Genomic DNA, 13,944 nt, shown 5'->3' on the forward strand with positions numbered 1-13,944 from the left:
CGGCACGACGCCCACGGGTTCGTGCCGGGCTTTCTCCTTGTGCGACCGCGCGATCACCTGGCGGGCGGGCCCCGTCTTCTCCGGCTTTCCAGGGGGCTACCGTCCGGCGAGAAATCGCCATTGGTCGTACGATCACCTCGTGGTCTATCCCCCTGCAAGACCCCGCCGGCGTGTCCTGCCGTACCTGCTCGCCGTGGTGCTCGCCATCGCTCTGATCGCCGGGCTGCGCTGGTACTTCGGCGGCGGCCCGGGGGGCGAGCCGAACGGGCCCACCGCCTGTTCCGGCGAGTCGACGCAGATCAGGGTGGCGTCCTCGCAGGACAAGATCTGGATCCTGCGCGAGGTCGCGAAGGACTACAGCGGCCGTAGCGTGGCCGGGCGCTGCGCCGACGTGGTCATCGACGAGGCCAACTCCGGCACCGCGATGCGGGCGCTGGCCAAGGGGTGGGACGAGAGGACCGACGGCAGGCGGCCGGACGTCTGGTCGCCCGCCGCGTCGGCCTGGGTGACGCTGCTGCGCCAGCAGGCCTCCAACACCGACGGCACCGTACCGGTCGCCGACGGCAGACCGAGCCCGATCGTCACCGCTCCCCTGGTCTTCGCGATGCCCAAGCCGATGGCCCAGGCACTGGGCTGGCCCGGCAAGGCGATCGGCTGGTCGGAGCTGGCCGAGCTGGCGGCCGCCCCGCGGGGTTGGGCGAAGTACGGCCACCCCGAATGGGGCCGCTTCAAGCTGGGCAAGACCAACCCCAACTTCTCCACCAGCGGCCTGAACGCCACCATCGGCGCCTACTTCGCCGCCACCGGTACCACCTCGGACCTGACGGCCCGTGACGTGGCCGACCCGAAGACCCGGCGGTTCGTCCAGGGGGTGGAGCAGTCGATCGTGCACTACGGCGACATCTCCATGACGTTCCTGGGCAACCTGCTGCGCGCGGACGACCGGGGCGAGTCGATGGCCTACATCTCCGCGATCACCGTCGAGGAGAACTCGGTCACCGACTACAACCGGGGCAACCCCTCGGGCAACCCGGCCACCCTGGGCCGGCACGCCCCGCCGCGCACCCCGCTGGTGGCGGTCCAGCCCAAGGAGGGCACGCTCTACTCCGACCACCCCTACGTGCCGCTGACCTGGATGGACGCGGCCAAGAAGGCGGTCGCCGACGACTTTTTGAGCTACCTGCACAGCCCCGGGGTTCAGGCGAGGTTCCAGGAGTACGGCTACCGCTCCTTCGAGGGGAAGCCCGGCCCGCAGGCCACCGAGCAGAACGGCGTCATCCCGGGCGCCAAGATCACCACGCTGAGCCCACCCACCCCGGTCGTCCTGGACAGGGTCCTGCGGAGCTGGTCGGAACTGCGCAAGCGGGCCAACGTGCTGATCGTGGTGGACAAGTCCGGCTCGATGGAGGAGGAGGCGTCCGGCACCGGAGAGACCCGCCTGGAACTGGCCAAGAAGGCGGCGATCAACGCGCTGCCCCAGTTCCGGGGGGATGACAAGGTCGGCCTGTGGGCCTTCTCCACCGCGCAGGACGGCGAGAAGGACTATCTGGAGCTGGTCCCGATCGACCGGGTGTCGAAGATCGGTGGCGCTCTCCGCGACCGGTTGAACGGGCTGACCGCCGGGGGCGGAACCGGGCTGTACGACACCACGCTGGCGGCCGTCGAACGGATGCGCGGCGCCAGGGACGAGGGGGCGATCAACGCGGTGGTCTTCCTCACCGACGGCAAGAACGAGAAGAACGGCGGCAGCGACCTGGACAACCTGCTCGGCAGGCTCAACCCGGAGGTGCGGCTGTTCACCATCGGGTACGGCGAGGGCGCGGACCAGGGGGTGCTCAAGCAGATCGCCGAGGCCACCGACGGGGCCGCCTACGACTCGTCCCGGGCGGACACCATCGACCAGGTCTTCACCAGCGTGATCTCCAACTTCTGACCGCGAGGAGAGGACCTCTCCGATCGCGGAGAACGAGGACTTTCGACCGTGGCGAACTCCGAAGGCGGTTCATTCGTCGGATAAGTACAGACATCCCCCGGGAGGCAGGGTTGTACCAGCAGCCGCAGCGACGGCGTAGGAACTTCGCCCCGTTCATCGTCGCGATCATTCTCGCCGGAGCTCTGATCGTCGCCCTGCGGATCTTCGTCGGCGCGAACGAACCCGGAGGGCCGGGCGCGTCGGAGGCCGGCGAGCGGCCCAAGGCGTGCGACGACGGCGTCACCCTGACCGTCGCCGCCTCGTCGGAGAAGGCCGAGCTGCTCAGGAAGATCGCCTCCGGCTACAGCGGCAGGACCGTGGAAGGGCGCTGCGCCGACGTCGTCATCGAGACCAAGGCGAGCGGCGGCGCGCTGCAGGCCCTGGCCAGGGGCTGGGACGAGCGGCAGGACGGCCCCCGCCCCGACGTGTGGTCACCCGCCAGCAGCGGCTGGGTCACCCTGCTCCAGCAGCGCGTCGCGGGAAGGGACACCGGTTCCCTGGTCGCCGCCGAGAACCCGTCGATCGCCAAGACGCCCCTGGTCGTGGCGATGCCCATGCCGATGGCCCAGGCGCTGGGCTGGCCGGACAAGAAGCTCGGCTGGTCGGACCTGCTCGCCGTGTCGGCCGGGTCGTGGGCGAAGTACGGTCACCCCGAGTGGGGCCGTTTCAAGCTGGGCAAGACCAATCCCAACTTCTCCACCAGCGGCCTGAACGCCACGGTCGGCGCCTACTTCGCGGCGACCGGCCTGTCCGGCGACCTGTCGGAGAAGAACGTGGCCGACGCCAGGACCAGGGACTTCGTCCGGGAGGTGGAACGCTCGATCGTGCACTACGGCGACACGACGCTGACGTTCCTGTCCAACCTCCAGCGGGCCGACGACGCGGGCGCGGGCCTGAGCTACATCTCCGCGGTGGCGGTGGAGGAGAAGTCGGTCTGGGACTACAACCAGGGCAACCCGACCGGTGACCCCGCGACGCTGGGCAGGCACGCCAAGCCCAAGGTGCCGCTGGTGGCGATCTATCCCAAGGAGGGCACGCTCTACTCCGACAACCCGTACGCGGTGCTGACCGCCTCGTGGGTCGACGACGCCAAGCGGGCGGTGGCGGCCGACTTCCTGGCGCACCTGCGGGCTCCCGAGCAGCAGGAGCGGTTCGCCGAGTTCGCCTTCCGCTCCCACGACGGCAAGGCGGGCAAGCTGATCACCCAGGCGAACGGGCTGCTGCCCGCCGAGCCGAAGGCGACCCTCAGCCCGCCCGCGCCGAACGTGCTCGACAAGGTGCTCACCAGCTGGGCCGACCTGCGCAAGCCCGCGAACGTCCTCATGGTCATCGACGTCTCCGGCTCGATGGGCGCCACCGTGCCCGGCACCGGCAAGAGCAAGCTCGACCTGGCCAAGCAGGCCGCGATCAACGCGCTGCCCCAGTTCGCCGCGCACGACAAGGTCGGGCTGTGGATGTTCTCCACCAAGCGGGACGGCGACAGGGACCACCTGGAACTGGCCTCGCTCTCCGCCGTCGACGACGCCCAGCGCAAGAAGCTGCGCGCCAGGCTGGACGGCCTGACCCCCGACGGCGGCACCGGCCTGTACGACACCGCCCTCGCCGCCCACGAGCGGGTACGGAAGCTGCGGAACGGTGACGCGATCAACGCGGTGGTCTTCCTGACCGACGGCAAGAACGAGGACCCCGACAGCCTCGCCCTGGAGAACCTGCTGCCCGAACTGCGCACCGAACCCGGCCAGGAGACGGTGCGGATGTTCACCATCGCCTACGGCCAGGACGCCGACCTCGACGTGCTGCGCAAGATCTCCGAGGCGACCAGCGCCGCCGCGTATGACTCTCGCAAACCTGGAAGTATCGACCAGGTGTTCACCGCGGTGGTATCCAACTTCTGATGGCACGCTTCGTCGACGAACTCAAGGACCCCTGGGGCCTGCTGCTGGCCGCGACCGCCGGCGGCGCCGCGTGGGCCGTCAGCGTGCATCCGGTCGCCGCCGGGTTCGTCGGCGTCGTCGTCTGGCTGGCCAAGGCCGGGATCTCGGCGTTACCGGAGCGCGGGAGCCGCGACCGGCCGGCCGTCACCGCCGGCAGCCAGGAGGAGTACTGGCTGAGACGGGCGGGATCCGCCGCCTACGGCTTCGCCGAGCTGAGCGCCTCGATGGGGCAGGGGCCGCTGGCCGAGCGGATCGCGCTGATGCGCCCCCAGGTGGACGACTCGACGGCCACCCTGGAGCGGCTGGCCGAGCAGGCCTCGCTCACCGGCACCGCGCTGGCCAGGTTCGATCTCGACAAGCTCGGCCACGAGCAGGCCCGGCTGACCCGAGCCCGCGCGGAGGCCAGGAAGGCCCTGGTCGCGGACCTCGACCGCGCCCTCGCCTCGCTGGCCTCCCAGCGGGCCGTGGTCGACCGGCTCGCCTCGGCCCGCGAGCAGGTGCTCGCCCGGATGGAGTCGAGCACCATCAGCATCGAGGAGCTCCTCGCCCGTGTGGTGGAGCTGTCGGCGGTGTCGGCGAACGGCCGGCTGGAGCCGACCCGGGTACTGGACGAGCTCGCCGACGCCCTTGAAGGAGTCCGCCAGGGCCTCCACGAAACCGAGCAGATCACGCGCGACGCGCTGGATCGATAAGGAGCCCCCATGTTCAAGGTCATCCGCAGGGCCTGGCGTTACCTGGTCTTCGCCCTCTCCGGGCGGCTGGACGAGCTGTCCGACCCCCGCGTCCAGATCGAGCAGGCCATCGCGGAGGCCAAGGAGCAGCACCAGCGGCTGAGCCAGCAGGCCGCCTCGGTCATCGGCAACGAGCGCGAGATGGAGATGAAGCTCGCCCGCTCGATGGAGGAGACCGGGAAGCTCCAGGCCAACGCCCGCCAGGCCCTCCTGCTGGCCGAACAGGCGCGGTCCGCGGGCGACGAGCGCAAGGCCCTGTCGTACGAGGACTCGGCCCGGGCCTTCGCCTCCCGCCTGGTGGCGGCCGAGGCCGCGCAGCAGGAGTCGCAGCTGACGTACGAGCGGGCCAGGCAGTTCTCCGCCCAGGCGCGCGCCGCGGTCGAGAACAACGCGATGGCCCTGCAGAAGAAGATCGCCGAGCGGATGCGGCTGCTCTCCCAGCTCGACCAGGCCAAGGTCCAGGAGGAGCTCAACAAGGCCATGGGCGATCTGTCCGGGCTCACCCCCGCCGGTGAGACGCCCACCCTGGACCAGGTCCGCGACAAGATCGAGAAGCGCTACGCCCGCGCACTCGGCGAGGCCGAGCTGACCTCGGGCTCCGTCGAGGCCCGCATGATCGAGGTCGAGCGCGCCGCCATCGACGTCGAGGGCGCGGCCCGCCTGGAGGCCATCAGGGAGAGCCTGAACACCGACAGGAAGCCCGAGATCGGGAAGTAGGCCCCGCGGTGGATCGACCGCCGCCCAGCCCTCGCCGGACCGGGTTCCCCGCGCCGGCGACACGCCCCTCGCAGGGGCGCACCCGGCGGGACGGGGTGGCCACGGACCCGCTCGCCGAACCTGCCTCGCGGCGAACGTACGACCGGGGCGAGGGTGCCCGCTCCCGGCGTGGTTCAGCGGACGGGCAGGTCGTAGACGCGCCGCACGCTGGTGGGGGCGGCACTGAGGTCGGCCCCGTAGATGTGCAGCGAGATGGCGGTCTCGTCCCCCGTGTTGTGGACGCGGTGGATGTCGCCGGGCGGGGCGAAACCGCTGACCTCTCCGGTCTGGTTGGCGGTCCTGCCGATCTCGGTCAGGTGGTCGCCGTGGTCGCGGTAGAGCGTCTCGTACTCGACACCCCGCAGCACGCCGAACACGCACCAGGCGATGTGGTCGTGGATCGCGGTCCGCTGACCGGGCCGCCAGACCACGGCCACGATCGAGAAGCCCTCCTCGGCGTGCAGGGTGTGGCCGATGTAGCCGTCGGGGTCGCCGAGGCGCTCCTCCTCGGTGAGGATCTCGGGGGACGGCAGCCGTTCGCGCAGCAGGTCGGCTACCGCGAAGGCGGTCGCCCTGGGGTCGGCGGACGGATCGACGAGTTCCCTGACCCCCTCGACGATCTCGGCCAGGCCTGGACGGGTGCGCGTCAACGTCTTCATGGCCCCAGGATGCGCCGAGGGGATACATAACGTCTAATGCCCATTTTTCCGTTCATTCATCGATAAAGTTGATACATGCTCGATATCGTGCGGCTTCGTGTCCTCGCCGCGGTGGCCAGACACGGCTCGGTGACCGCGGCTGCCAGGGAACTGCACTACTCCCAGCCCTCGGTCAGCCACCATCTCGCGAAGCTCGAGGCCGAGACCGGGGCCAAGCTGATCCAGCGGGTCGGCCGGGGCATCCGGCTGACCGAGGCGGGCCGTCTGCTGGCCGAGCGGGCCACCGAGATCATCGGCCGCCTGGACTCCGCCTCCGCCGAGTTGTCGGCGCACGTGGGCCTGCGCGCCGGACGGGTCAGACTGGCCGCCTTCCCCTCCGCCCTGGGCACGTTCGTGCCACAGGCCGCCGCCGCCCTCGCCCGGGAGCACCCCGGCCTGGAGTTGCGGCTGACCGAGACCGAGCCCCCTGACGCGCTGCGCATGCTCCGGGCGGGCTACGTGGACGTGGCGGTCATCTTCCGCTTCGAGAACACCGACCCGGAGGACGACGGGATCCGCCTGCTGCACCTGCTGGACGACACCAGTTACCTGGTCACCTCCGGCCAGAGTGACGACGGCGGCGATCTGGCCTCGCACCGCGGCTCCCGGTGGATCGGCGGCTGCGACCGGTGCCGCAGCCACCTGCTGGAACTGTGCGCCAGGGCGGGCTTCGAGCCGGAGATCGCCTTCACGACCGACGACGCCGTCGCGGTCCAGGCCCTGGTCGCCGCCGGGATCGGGGTGACCGCCCTGCCGAGCCTCGCCCTGCGGGCCCACCGGAACCCGGAGGTCACCCTGACCGAACTGCCCGGCTCGACCCGCCGCGTCTACGCCGCCACCTACGGCGAGCCCCCCGACCCGCCGGCCACCGCCGCCCTGCTCGCCACCCTGACCTCGGTGACCCGCCCTTAGCCGCCGGCCGTGGCCGACCGCCCGCGCCCGCCGGCCCCGGAGACTCAGCGGAAGCGGTAGGTCGTGGTGGAGGTGAACTCCTCGCCGGGGCGCAGGACCGTGGAGGGGAAGTGGTCCTGGTTGGGCGAGTCGGGGAAGTGCTGGGTCTCCAGGCAGAGGCCGGCGTGCCTGCCGTACGCGGTGGCGATGCCGTCCAGCATGTTGCCGGAGTAGAACTGCACGCCGGGCTCGGTGGTGGAGACCTCCATGACGCGCCCGCTGACCGGTTCGCTGACCTCGATGCCGCCGCGCAGCACGTAGCAGTGGTCGTAGCCGCCCCCCAGCAGCGGATCGTCGATCCTGTCGCCGATCTCCCGCGGGGTCGTGAAGTCGAACGGGGTGCCCGCCACCGGGGCCAGCTCACCGGTCGGAATCTTGGTGGAGTCGACGGGGAGGTAGCGGTCGGCGTCGATCCGGATCACGTGCTTGAGGATGTCGCCGCCGCCGGCGAGGTTGAAGTAGGAGTGGTTGGTCAGGTTCAGCACCGTTGGCGCGTCGGTGAAGGCGCGGTAGTCCAGCCTTAGCGCGTCCTCGGTCAGCGTGTAGGTGAGCGAGGCGGTCAGCATGCCCGGATAGCCCTCCTCGCCGTTGAGGCTGACATATTCCAGCGTGATGGCCGAGGTGGAGACCTCGGTCACCCGCCACACCCGGTTGGAGAAGCCGCCGGGGCCGCCGTGCAGGCTGTTGGGGTCGTTGTTGACCGGCAGTTCGTGGTCACGGCCGTCGAGGGTGAAACGCCCGTTCGCGATGCGGTTTCCGTACCGGCCGACCACGGCGCCGAAGTAGCGGCTGCGCGTCAGGTAGTCGTCGAGGCCGGTGTAGCCGAGGACCACGTCGACGCCGTGGACCTCCAGCGACTGCAGGATCGCCCCGTAGCTGAGGATCGAGGCGCGCATCGGCCCGCTCGACAGCACGTGCCGCTCGACATGCTCCCCCGTCGGGGTGATTCCGAAGTTCATCAAAAACCTCCAACGTGGAGACCTGGGGCCTCAGCCCCGGGGGAAAAGCGCGGCACGGTCTGTGGATTCACGGACGACCAGGTGGGTGTCGAGGGTGGCCAGGGTGGGGGTGGCGCCCTCGTCGAAGGACTGCAGCAGCAGATCCACCGCCATCCGCCCGGCGGCGGCCGTGGGCATGGCCACGCTGGTCAGCTTGGGCCGGTTCAGCCGCCCGGCCACTATGTCGTCGACGCCGACCACGCTGATGTCGTCGGGGACGCGCACACCCCGTTCGTACAGCCCCTCGATGAGCCCGATGGCCACCAGGTCGTTGTAGGCGAGCACGCCGGTCACGCCGGAGGCGATCACCTCCTCGGCGACGGCGAGGCCGCCCCGCTCGGTGGGCGCGTTCGGGCCGAGGATCACCAGTTCGACGCCGTCCATCGCGGCCGCCGCGGCACGCATCTCGCCGCTGGTCCACGAGCCGCTCGGCCCGGACAGCAGGGCGATCCTGCGGTGGCCGAGCCCGGTCAGGTGCTCGATGGCGAGGCGGGCGCCCTGGCCCACGTCCATCAGTATCGTCGGCATGCCCTTCACCCTCCGGTTGACCACCACGAACGGCACCTCGGCGTGGAGACGCTCTATGACCCGGTTGGAGAGCCGCGGGCTGCAGAGCAGGACCCCGTCCACCTGCTTGGCGAGGGTCTGGATCAGCTCCTCCTCGACCTGCGGATCCTCGTCGGTGTCGGCGACGAACACGTGGTAGTCGCGGGCTCTGGCGTGCGCCTGGGCGGCCTTGATCAGCGGCGGGAAGAACGGGTTGGAGATGTCCGCGACGATGAGGCCGATGTTGTGGGTCCTGCCGGTGGTGAGTGCCCGCGCGGCGCGGTTGGGCCGGTAGCCGAGGTCCTCGGCGACCGCGAGCACGCGATTGCGGGTCTCGGCGTTCACCAGGTGCGGCGCCGAGAAGGTGCGGGACACCGTCGAGACGTGCACTCCCGACGCCCGCGCCACATCTCTGATCGTCGCTGCCACCGTGCTCCTCCGTCATGGCCCTTCACCGGCCTCTGAGCACATTAGTGCAAGCGGTTGCGTAACTGTCAACGCCGGAACCGGACCGGGATCGGGCCCCGCAGTAGGGGGCACGGGGCGATGAAAGTTACAAATAACGAAAAATCCGCAGATAAGCGGTGGTTTACAAAATTGGGCCCTTGACGTTGCCGGGATATGTCCGCCATGTTTCATGCAACCGGTTGCAGCCCCTGACGCCGACTCGGAAGGAGTTGCCGGCGATGGCAATCACCACGGCGAATCCCCGGATACGCCGCCGCCCGGGCCACGCGGCCAGGACCCCCTACCTGCTGATCGCCCCCGCGGTGATCGCGATGCTCGGCTTCCTCGTCTACCCGATGGCCAGCGTCATCTACTACAGCCTGCAGACCTACAACGTCACCAAGCCCTGGGACAACGGCTTCGCCGGCCTCGACAACTTCCGCAGGCTGCTGTTCGAGGACCCGCTGTTCTGGCAGAGCCTCGGCTTCAGCCTCAAGTGGGTCGGCGTCGAGGTGTTCCTGCAGCTGGTGTTCGGGCTGGTCCTGGCGCTGATCGTGAACGAGACCTTCGTCGGCCGCGGCCTGGCACGGGCGACCGTGTTCTCCCCCTGGGCGGTCTCCGGGGTGCTGACCACCGGCATCTGGATCCTGCTCTACAACCCGACGACCGGCGTCTCCCGCTACCTCGCCGACCTCGGCCTCATGCAGTACGGCGCCGCGCCGCTGGCCAACCCGGACACCGTCTTCTGGGCGGCCGTGCTCGCCGAGCTCTGGCGCGGGGTTCCGTTCTTCGCGATCCTGCTCCTGGCCGACCTGCAGAGCATCTCCAAGGAGCTCTACGAGGCGGCCTCGGTGGACGGTGCCTCGCGGGTGCGGCGGTTCGTCCACATCACGCTGCCGCACCTCAAGGACGCGATCATCCTGTCCACGCTGCTGCGCTGCGTGTGGGAGTTCAACAACGTCGACCTGCTCTACACGCTGACCGGCGGCGGCCCGGCGCACGCGACCACCACACTGCCGCTGTACGTGGCGGCCAAGGCCGTGCAGTCCCACGACTTCGGGTACGGCTCGGCGCTGACCACCGCCGCCTTCCTGATCCTGACCTTCTTCTCGATCGCCTACCTGCGGCTGAGCAAGTTCGGAGCGAAGTCATGACACTCCAGACGGCCGAACGGCCGCGCCTGGCCCCGTCCGCGCTCGCGCCGCGTACCGGCCGCAGGGAGAAGGGGAAGGTCGGCCGCTGGGAGATCTGGGTCCCCCTCGGGCTCTACCTGCTGTTCACGCTGGTCCCCTTCTACTGGATGCTGGTCTTCGCGTTCCGGCCCAGGGGATCGACCTCGCTGCTGCCCTGGCCGATCACGTTCGACAACTTCGCGACGGTCTGGAACGACCTGAGCTTCGCGGTCTTCTTCAAGAACAGCCTGATGGTGGGCGTCGCCTCCCTGGTCATGACGACCGTGGTCGCGCTGGCCGGCGGCTACGCCCTGGCCAGGTACGAGTTCCGCGGCCGGAAGCTGTTCATGGTCGGGATGCTCTGCACCCAGTTCATCCCCGGCGCGATGATGCTGATCCCGCTCTTCGAGATCTTCCGCGTCCTCGGCCTGGTCAACTCGCTGTGGAGCCTGGTGATCGCCGAGACGGTCTTCCAGCTGCCGCTCTCCCTCATCCTGATCAGCGGCTTCATCAGGAACGTCCCGGTGGAGCTGGAGCAGGCCGCCTGGGTGGACGGCTGCGGCCGGCTGCGCGGCTTCTTCGCCGTGGTGCTGCCGCTGCTGCGCCCCGCCCTGGTCGCGGTCGGCTCGTTCGCCTTCATCCACAGCTGGAACAACTTCCTGTTCGCGCTGATGTTCGTCAGCGAGCAGGAGAAGTTCACGGTGCCCGTCGGCCTCGCGTACACCCTGGGCGAGTTCAGCGTGGACTTCGGTGCCCTGGCCGCGGGCGGCGTCGTCGCCGCCGTACCGGTGGTGCTGGTCTTCGCGGTGATCCAGCGCTATCTGGTACAGGGCATGTCCGCCGGGGCGGTGAAGGGATGAGTCCCCTGGCGGCGAGTCCCATGTCGACTAAGGAACGGTGAGCGACCAATGACACGAACTCTCGTCACCGGGAGCGCCGGGCGGCTGGGCCGGAGCGTGGTCACCGCGCTGGCAGACGCCGGGCACGAGGTGATCGGCGTGGACACCGCGCCGGGCACCCCCTCGGCGGCCGCCGCGGTGCTCCCCGCCGACCTGACGGATCTGGGGGAGTCCTTCGAGGTGATGACCAGGTTCCGGCCGGACGCCGTGGTGCACCTGGCCGCGATCGCCACCCCGTTCAGCAGGACGGACGCCTTCACCTACCGGGTCAACACCCAGCTGGCGTTCAACGTCTGCGAGGCGGCCGCCGGGGTCGGGGTCGAGCGGATCGTGGTCGCCAGCAGCCCCACGGTCATCGGGTACGGCACGGAGGGCTGGGTCCCCTCCTACCTGCCGCTCGACGAGGACCATCCGGTCGCGCCGTGGAACGCCTACAGCCTGTCCAAGCTGGTCGCCGAGCAGGTGATGGCCACGTTCGCGCGCAGTTCGAAGGCGAGGTTCGCGGCCGTGCGGCCCTGCTTCGTCGTCGCCCCCGAGGAGTGGGCGGGCGCGCCCACCCAGTCGGGGCACACGATCGCCGAGCGGCTGGACCGGCCGGAGATCGCGGGGACGTCGCTGTTCAACTACATCGACGCCCGTGACGCCTCCGACATGGTGCTGGCCCTGCTGGACAAGCTGCCCGGACTGCCGAGCGGCGAGGTGTTCTTCGCGGGCGCGGCCGACGCGCTGGCCCGTGAGCCACTGGCCGAACTCCTCCCCCGGGTCAACCCCGCGACCGCGGGACTCGCGGAGAAACTGACCGGCTCGACGCCTGCCTTCTCCTCGGCCAAGGCCGGGCGACTGCTCGGCTGGCAGGCGAAGCGGAGCTGGCGCACCGAGATTGGAGCCCTGTGATGAACCTCAGCGGAGTGCTGTTCTTTCCCGTCACCCCGTTCCGCGCCGACGGGTCGGTGGCCGGTGACGTACTGGCCGAGCATGTGCGGCGCGGGCTGGAGCACGGTCCCGGCGGGGTCTTCGTGGCCTGCGGGACCGGCGAGTTCTCCGCGCTGTCGGAGGCGGAGCACGCCCAGGCGGTGCGGATCGCGGCCGAGACCGTGAACGGCCGGGTGCCGGTGCTGGCGGGAGCGGGAGGGCCGATCGGCGCCGCGCTCGCCCAGGCCAGGGCGGCCAGGGACGCCGGCGCCGACGGGCTGCTGCTCATGCCGCCCTACCTGGTGAACGGTACGCGCGAGGGCTACTCGGCGTACGTCTCGGCGGTCGCCGGGGTGCTGCCCACGATCATCTACCAGCGCGGCTCGGTGGTACTGGCCCCCGAGCAGGCGGTCGAGCTGTCCCGGATCCCCGGTGTGATCGGGATCAAGGACGGCGTCGGCGACATCGACCGCATGCAGCGGACGGTGCTGGCGGTGCGGGAGGAACGGCCCGACTTCCTGTTCTTCAACGGCCTGCCGACGGCCGAGCTGACCATGCCGGCCTACCGTGGCATCGGGGTGGAGCTGTACTCCAGCGCGGTCTTCTGTTTCGCCCCCGAGATCGCCACCGCCTATCTGGGCGGCGACGAGCGGCTGATCAGGGAGTTCTACGCCCCCCTGGTCCGGCTCCGCGACCGGGTTCCCGGTTACGCGGTCTCGCTGGTCAAGGCCGGGGTACGGCACCGCGGCCTGGATGTCGGCGGGGTACGGCCGCCGCTGGTCGACCCCTCCACCGAGCACGTGGAGGAGCTCGCCGGGCTGATCAAGTCCGGCCTGGCCCTGGTCGGGCGGTGAGCGGCCGATGACCGCGCGGCCAGTGATCACCTCCCTGGAGACGACGCTGCGGACCGTGGCGCTGCCGCGGCCGTGGGGTGCCGACGTGCCCGCCAACCACGTGGTCGTCGTACGGCTGACACTGGCCGACGGACGGAGCGGGACCGGGTTCTCCTGGACCCCGCAGATCGGGGCCCGGGCGGTGCGGGCCCTGCTGGACGGCGAGATCGGCGAGGCCGTCGTCGGTCTGGAGCCGCATCCGGAGGTCGTCTGGGACCGGCTCTGGCGGCACCTGCGCGAGGCGGGCGGCGGCGGGCTCACCACGATCGCGATGGCCGGGGTCGACCTGGCGCTGTGGGACCTGCGCTGCGGCGAGGCGGGGCTGGTCGACACGCTCGGGCGGCGCCGTGACAGCGTGCCGGTGTACGGCAGCGGCGTGAACCTGCACTACTCGATGGAGGAGCTCGTCGCGCAGGCCGGGCGGTGGCGGGCCGCGGGCCACCCGGCGGTCAAGGTCAAGGTGGGCCGCGACTCGCTGGCCGAGGACGTGGCGCGGGTCGCCGCGGTCCGCGAGGTGATCGGGCCGGACACGCTGCTCATGGTGGACGCCAACCAGCGCTGGGACCTGCCTCGGGCCCGGCGGGCGATCTCCGCCCTGGCGGAGTACGGACTGCACTGGGTGGAGGAGCCGCTGCCCGCCGACGACGTGACCGGGCAGGCCCGGCTCCGCTCCTGCGTCGAGGTCCCGATCGCCGTGGGAGAGAGCGCCTACTCCGTCTACGACTTCCGGGACCTGCTCCTCGCCGGGGCCTGCGACGTCCTGCAGCCGAACGTGGTGCGGGTCGGCGGGATCACCCCGCTGCTCAGGATCGCCGAGCTGGCCAGGACGTTCGGGGTGCCCGTCTACCCGCACCTGCTGCCGGAGATCTCCGGGCAGCTCGCCCTGGCCCTGCCGCTGCCGTGCATGACCGAGGAGGTCGAGGACGCCTCCTTCGCGGCGCTCGGCCTGATCGAAGAGCCCTACCCGGTCTCGGTGGAGAAGGGCGAGCTGCGCGCCGGAGACCACCGGGGCCTTGGACTGCGATGGAGGTGACC

13 protein-coding genes are annotated in these 13,944 nt (G+C 70.5%); 10 read left to right on the top strand and 3 right to left on the bottom strand.

Annotation, left to right across the window (positions count from 1 at the left end; all coding sequences use genetic code 11):
• The first annotated feature begins 139 nt into the window (after positions 1–139).
• The 4 genes from AB0J58_RS04375 (at position 140) to AB0J58_RS04390 (ending at position 5,354) form a co-directional block, all read left to right on the top strand.
• Positions 140–1,933, top strand: coding sequence for a substrate-binding and VWA domain-containing protein (locus tag AB0J58_RS04375; protein WP_364210087.1), 1,794 nt, complete (start codon positions 140–142; stop codon positions 1,931–1,933).
• Positions 1,934–2,043: 110 nt separating this feature from the next.
• A complete protein-coding gene (locus AB0J58_RS04380; RefSeq protein WP_364210090.1) occupies positions 2,044–3,867 on the top strand; it encodes a substrate-binding and VWA domain-containing protein in 1,824 nt (607 codons plus the stop codon).
• Positions 3,867–4,598, top strand: a complete 732-nt coding sequence (locus AB0J58_RS04385) for a hypothetical protein (protein ID WP_364210093.1) — start codon at positions 3,867–3,869, stop codon at positions 4,596–4,598. The genes AB0J58_RS04380 and AB0J58_RS04385 overlap by 1 nt, the downstream gene beginning before the upstream one ends.
• A 9-nt stretch (positions 4,599–4,607) precedes the next feature.
• Complete coding sequence (locus tag AB0J58_RS04390) at positions 4,608–5,354, top strand: PspA/IM30 family protein (RefSeq protein ID WP_343973552.1); 747 nt, start codon at positions 4,608–4,610, stop codon at positions 5,352–5,354.
• 173 nt (positions 5,355–5,527) lie between these two features.
• Here AB0J58_RS04390 and AB0J58_RS04395 read toward each other — a convergent pair whose 3' ends face one another.
• Entirely contained in the window at positions 5,528–6,052 is a 525-nt protein-coding gene (locus tag AB0J58_RS04395) for a cysteine dioxygenase family protein (protein WP_364210096.1), read from the bottom strand.
• 75 nt (positions 6,053–6,127) lie between these two features.
• Between AB0J58_RS04395 and AB0J58_RS04400 the strand changes: the two genes are divergently transcribed.
• Positions 6,128–7,003 carry a LysR family transcriptional regulator gene (locus AB0J58_RS04400; protein ID WP_364210099.1) on the top strand — a complete coding sequence of 292 codons (876 nt, stop codon included), beginning with the start codon at positions 6,128–6,130 and terminating at the stop codon, positions 7,001–7,003.
• A 44-nt stretch (positions 7,004–7,047) separates the two neighbouring features.
• Here the strand turns inward: AB0J58_RS04400 and AB0J58_RS04405 are convergent, their stop codons facing one another.
• Positions 7,048–8,001: an aldose epimerase family protein gene (locus AB0J58_RS04405; protein WP_364210102.1), complete on the bottom strand. Its 954-nt coding sequence runs from the start codon at positions 7,999–8,001 to the stop codon at positions 7,048–7,050.
• A 30-nt stretch (positions 8,002–8,031) separates the two neighbouring features.
• Entirely contained in the window at positions 8,032–9,015 is a 984-nt protein-coding gene (locus AB0J58_RS04410) for a LacI family DNA-binding transcriptional regulator (RefSeq protein ID WP_364147459.1), read from the bottom strand.
• Positions 9,016–9,272: 257 nt separating this feature from the next.
• Between AB0J58_RS04410 and AB0J58_RS04415 the strand changes: the two genes are divergently transcribed.
• From AB0J58_RS04415 to AB0J58_RS04435, 5 genes are read left to right on the top strand one after another with little or no spacing between them, the layout of a single operon-like run.
• A complete protein-coding gene (locus tag AB0J58_RS04415; protein ID WP_364210105.1) occupies positions 9,273–10,187 on the top strand; it encodes a sugar ABC transporter permease in 915 nt (304 codons plus the stop codon).
• Positions 10,184–11,065: a carbohydrate ABC transporter permease gene (locus AB0J58_RS04420; protein ID WP_343973570.1), complete on the top strand. Its 882-nt coding sequence runs from the start codon at positions 10,184–10,186 to the stop codon at positions 11,063–11,065. Before AB0J58_RS04415 ends, AB0J58_RS04420 begins: the two co-directional genes overlap by 4 nt.
• 48 nt (positions 11,066–11,113) lie before the next feature.
• A complete protein-coding gene (locus AB0J58_RS04425) occupies positions 11,114–11,998 on the top strand; it encodes an NAD(P)-dependent oxidoreductase (protein WP_364210108.1) in 885 nt (294 codons plus the stop codon).
• Positions 11,998–12,870: a 5-dehydro-4-deoxyglucarate dehydratase gene (locus AB0J58_RS04430; RefSeq protein WP_364210111.1), complete on the top strand. Its 873-nt coding sequence runs from the start codon at positions 11,998–12,000 to the stop codon at positions 12,868–12,870. Before AB0J58_RS04425 ends, AB0J58_RS04430 begins: the two co-directional genes overlap by 1 nt.
• Before the next feature lie 7 nt (positions 12,871–12,877).
• Positions 12,878–13,942, top strand: a complete 1,065-nt coding sequence (locus AB0J58_RS04435; RefSeq protein WP_343973580.1) for a mandelate racemase/muconate lactonizing enzyme family protein — start codon at positions 12,878–12,880, stop codon at positions 13,940–13,942.
• The last annotated feature ends 2 nt before the right edge of the window (positions 13,943–13,944 follow it).

Origin of the sequence: Streptosporangium sp. NPDC049644, assembly GCF_040675205.1 — a bacterium.
GTDB classification, from domain to species: domain Bacteria; phylum Actinomycetota; class Actinomycetes; order Streptosporangiales; family Streptosporangiaceae; genus Streptosporangium; species Streptosporangium fukuiense.